Annotated in this window: 3 protein-coding genes; all 3 read left to right on the top strand. The window is 33.2% G+C overall.

The window, feature by feature from the left end:
• Positions 1-102 precede the first annotated feature (102 nt).
• Complete coding sequence (locus VGE71_RS16705; RefSeq protein ID WP_331139330.1) at positions 103-1,362, top strand: sigma-54 dependent transcriptional regulator; 1,260 nt, start codon at positions 103-105, stop codon at positions 1,360-1,362.
• A 103-nt stretch (positions 1,363-1,465) separates the two neighbouring features.
• A complete protein-coding gene (lptE, locus tag VGE71_RS16700; RefSeq protein ID WP_144215269.1) occupies positions 1,466-1,969 on the top strand; it encodes an LPS assembly lipoprotein LptE in 504 nt (167 codons plus the stop codon).
• A gap of 107 nt (positions 1,970-2,076) precedes the next feature.
• Entirely contained in the window at positions 2,077-3,840 is a 1,764-nt protein-coding gene (locus VGE71_RS16695; RefSeq protein ID WP_331139329.1) for a hypothetical protein, read from the top strand.
• Positions 3,841-3,860: the final 20 nt, after the last annotated feature.

Below are 3,860 nucleotides of genomic sequence, written 5' to 3'. Positions count from 1 at the left end.
AAAATCTGTGTTAATCCTTTTAATCTGTGGCAAAACAATAAAAAATACAAGCCAAAGTTTTAGGCAAAACCTGAAACAATAAAAACTTGAAACAAAATCTATATGGAAACAGTTCAAGCAATAAAACAACGATTTGAGATTATTGGAAATGATCCAAAATTAAATCGTGCTATCGAAAAAGCCATTCAGGTTGCTCCAACTGATATTTCAGTAATGGTAACCGGGGAAAGTGGTGTTGGTAAAGAAAATATTCCTAGAATCATACATTCGCTTTCACACAGAAAGCATGGTAAATATATCGCCGTAAACTGCGGTGCAATTCCGGAAGGAACAATTGACAGTGAACTTTTTGGTCACGAAAAAGGTGCTTTTACAGGCGCAACAAGCACACGTGAAGGTTATTTTGAAGTGGCTGACGGTGGAACAATCTTTTTGGATGAAGTTGGAGAATTGCCATTAACAACTCAAGTAAGATTACTTCGTGTTTTGGAAAATGGTGAATTCATAAAAGTAGGTTCGTCACAAGTTCAAAAAACGAATGTTCGTATCGTCGCGGCAACTAATGTCAATTTATTCAATGCAATCGAAAAAGGTAAATTCCGTGAAGATTTGTACTATCGTTTAAGTACGGTTGAAATTACTTTACCGCCTTTACGTGAAAGAAATGATGACATTCATTTGTTGTTTAGAAAATTTGTAGCCGATTTTGCTCATAAATACAAAATGCCACCTTTAAGACTGGATGATGATGCTGTTCAGCTTTTACAAAAATTCAGATGGAGCGGAAATATTCGTCAGCTTCGAAATGTGGCGGAACAGATTTCTGTTTTAGAGACTAATCGCGATATCAACCTTGCGACTTTACAATCTTACTTGCCAACTGAAGGAAGCAACTTGCCTTCTGTAATTAACGACAGTAAAAAAGAAAGCGACTTTAGTACAGAAAGAGACATATTGTACAAAGTGCTTTTTGATATGAAAAGTGATTTGAACGATTTAAAAAAACTGACTTTAGAATTAATGAAAAATGGCACTTCTAAAGTACAAGATATTAATCCGAATCTAATTCAGAAAATATACGGAAATCAGCAAAACGACAGCGAAATTGATTTTGAAGAAGAACCAAGAACCGCTGTTGTAACCACTCCTGTTGTTCGCGAAGATAATTATCAAATTCCCGAAGACAACTATTTATTTGCTGAAACTATCGAAGAAGAAGAAATTTTACGTTTAGAACAAAAAGAAATCGAAATGATTAAAAAGTCATTAGAAAAAAACAAAGGAAAACGTAAAGCTGCAGCAGACGAATTAGGTATTTCAGAAAGAACGCTTTACCGCAAAATCAAACAATTCGATTTATAAAATAATTAAAATACAATTTCAAAATTCCAAATTCCAATTACTATATTTGGCCACAATTGGAATTTGGAATTTTAAACCAATTGGGATTTTACCAATAAATATTATGAAAAAAATATATTCTCTTTTCGCTCTCTTAAGCCTTTTCATGTTAAGCGGTTGTTCTGTTTACAACTTTACTGGAACTGGTAAAATCGACGCCAAAACTTTTCAGGTTAACTTTTTCCAAAACAATGCAGATTTAGTTGAACCAGGTATTGACAGAACTTTTACATTGGCATTGCAGGATTTGATTATGAACCAAACCAATCTAAACTTAGTTAGTACTGGTGGTGATTTAACTTACGAAGGAGAAATTGTAGATTACAGAATTACCCCAATGACTGCAACAGCAGATCAGCAGGCAGCACAAAACCGTTTATCAATTCGTGTTAATGTAAGATTTACGAATAGAAAGAAGGAAACAGATGATTTTGAAAAACCGTTTGAATTTTACTATGATTTCCCAGGAAGAGACCTTCCAACAGGATCTACATTAAACGAAGCAATTCGAACAATTTTTGAAAGAATCACACAAGATATCTTTAATGAATCATTGGCTAAATGGTAATTTATTTGTTGAATCGTTTAATCGTAAAACCGTTTAATCGATTAAACAATTAGAACAAATAATAGCGAATAAACGATTAGACAAATAAACGATTAAACAAAACATAAATGAACGTTAGCGATTATACCTACTTAATGAACAAACCCGATGCTATTACAGAAAAGCAGGCGGACGCATTAGGAAGTGTTTTGAATGAATTTCCATATTTTCAAAGTGCACGCGCATTACGATTAAAAGGACTTTACAATCAAAATAGCTTTAAGTATAATTATGCTTTAAAGGTAACTGCAGCACACACTGCAGATCGTTCTGTTTTATTTGAATTTATTACTTCTGAAGCCTTTACTTCGATTCAAAATGATTTCTACGAACAAAAACTGAGAGATCTTCTTGAAATTACTGTTTTTGAAAGTGAAATCATTTCGCCTGAACAAATTCAGAAAGCTATCGAAATAAAAACAGATGTTGAAGAAGAAGCAGTTTCAGAGACAACTAAAGAAGTTCAAATACCTGCCGCCGAAATTCCTGCTATTTTACAACCTGTAAAAACGGAAGAATCTGTAAAAGCCGAAGAACCAATACAGGTTGAGCCATCCATAAAAGCTGAAATACCAGTAATCACTGAAGAACCTAAAAAAGTTCCTGAGATTGATCCTTCTATCTTTCTTGCTATCAAAGAAGCCCAAACAGTTACTTTTGAAAAACCAGTAATTAAAGAAGAACCTAAAAAAATTCCAGAAATAGATCCATCTATTTTTCTTGCCATTAAAGAAGCGCATTCTGTTACTTTTGAAAAACCAGTTATTGAAACAGAAAATAAAATTGATCCTGTAGATTCAATTTTAAACACTACAGAAGAAACTAAAGTTTCACCAGTAATAGAAGTAACAGAAACAATAGAACCAATAAAAACGGAAGAACCTAAAATAGATCGTATTGAAAATTCTATTTTAAGCTCTATTAAAGTTTCTGAAACTCCTTCTGTACCTGAGCCTGTAAAAGAAGTTGAAGAACCAAAATTTGATCGTGTTGAGAATTCTATTTTAAGTTCTATAAAAGAAGCAGAAGCTGCAAACACAGAAGAACCGTCAAAAACGGAAGAACCAGAAATCATTCCTGTCATAGAAAAGTCAATTTCAAATATTATTGAAGAAGACGAAGACGAAGGCGATGTTATCGAAGAAATGATAATTCCTGAATTCAAACCTAATCCTGTTGAACGTTCAATCCTTTCTTCTATAAAAGAGGCTGAAAAAGAAGCTGAAACTCCTATTTCTAAAGAACCTAAAGAAGAAATTCAAACTACAATTAAGGAAGAGGTTATAGAAACTGTTCCTGAAATAATTGCAGAAGAAATTCATGAAGAGGAAGTTGAAGAAGAACAAATTGAAGAAGAAACCAACGAATCTGTAAAAACAGCCGAAGAACATCTTGAACTTGGTAAACCTTTAGATTTTTCTCTTAGCGAAAAACATTCTTTCCAAGAGTGGCTACAATTATCTCGAACAGAACCAATTGACCGTTCAAACGACATTTCTCCGGAAGAAAAAGCTAAAATCGAGGCGGAAAAAGAAGAAGAGAGACAAAAAAAGGCTGAAATTATCGACAAATTCATCGAAACGAATCCGAAAATCTCGCCAATTAAGCCTGGAACCAGTGCTCCAGTTGTTCAAATAGACAGCAATGTTGAAGACAATTCTTATTTGATGACAGAGACTTTAGCCAGAGTTTATCTAGAACAAAAGAAATATACAAAGGCAATTCAGGCATATGAAATATTAATTTTGAAATATCCAGAAAAAATTACTTTCTTTGCAGACCGCATATCGGATATAAAGATTTTACAACAAAATAACAATAACAATAATTAAGTAATGAGCACATTTTCAAT

The sequence above is a fragment of the Flavobacterium sp. genome (assembly GCF_036405015.1).
Taxonomy (GTDB): domain Bacteria; phylum Bacteroidota; class Bacteroidia; order Flavobacteriales; family Flavobacteriaceae; genus Flavobacterium.
This window is presented reverse-complemented; position numbering and strand designations above follow the sequence as displayed.

Bases quoted from the DNA above. Each gene is read 5' to 3' on its own strand.
- VGE71_RS16705 (WP_331139330.1), top strand. From the start codon at position 103: ATGGAAACAGTTCAAGCAATAAAACAACGATTTGAGATTATTGGAAAT.
- lptE (WP_144215269.1), top strand. From the start codon at position 1,466: ATGAAAAAAATATATTCTCTTTTCGCTCTCTTAAGCCTTTTCATGTTA.
- VGE71_RS16695 (WP_331139329.1), top strand. From the start codon at position 2,077: ATGAACGTTAGCGATTATACCTACTTAATGAACAAACCCGATGCTATT.